The organism is Pseudolabrys sp. Root1462, assembly GCF_001426945.1.
In the GTDB taxonomy this organism is placed as follows: Bacteria; Pseudomonadota; Alphaproteobacteria; order Rhizobiales; family Xanthobacteraceae; genus Pseudolabrys.
The window spans coordinates 2,125,474-2,125,840 of sequence record NZ_LMFS01000001.1; positions in this window are offsets into that span (position 1 = coordinate 2,125,474).

A 367-nucleotide genomic window follows, 5' to 3' on the forward strand; every position below is an offset into this window, starting at 1 on the left:
GCCGGTCTTACCCATCGTGAAACCAGCCCACTGGATGAACGCGGCCGGCGCGTAGAGACGCGTATAGGCCGAAGCGCCCGTACCGTTGGTCGGGTTCGACGAACCGGCATAACCGCCGCCGATCGAGTTGTCGTCGGTCGCCGCCAGGTAGACGTACGCGCGCAGGGTGCCGTAGGCGGTCTGCGAACGAGCGTCGGCGGTGATCGCACCGCGGCTACGCCAGTGGTTGGTGTTGTAGCTGCGCGAGTCGTGGTTCGCGAAGTTCGGCGTGAACGAGCCGGAAGCGTTGAAGTTAATTTCCGATCGGACGAAGCCGCCGACCTTGATGCAGGTATCCGTGCCCGGCATGTAGTAGAAGCCGGCCCCG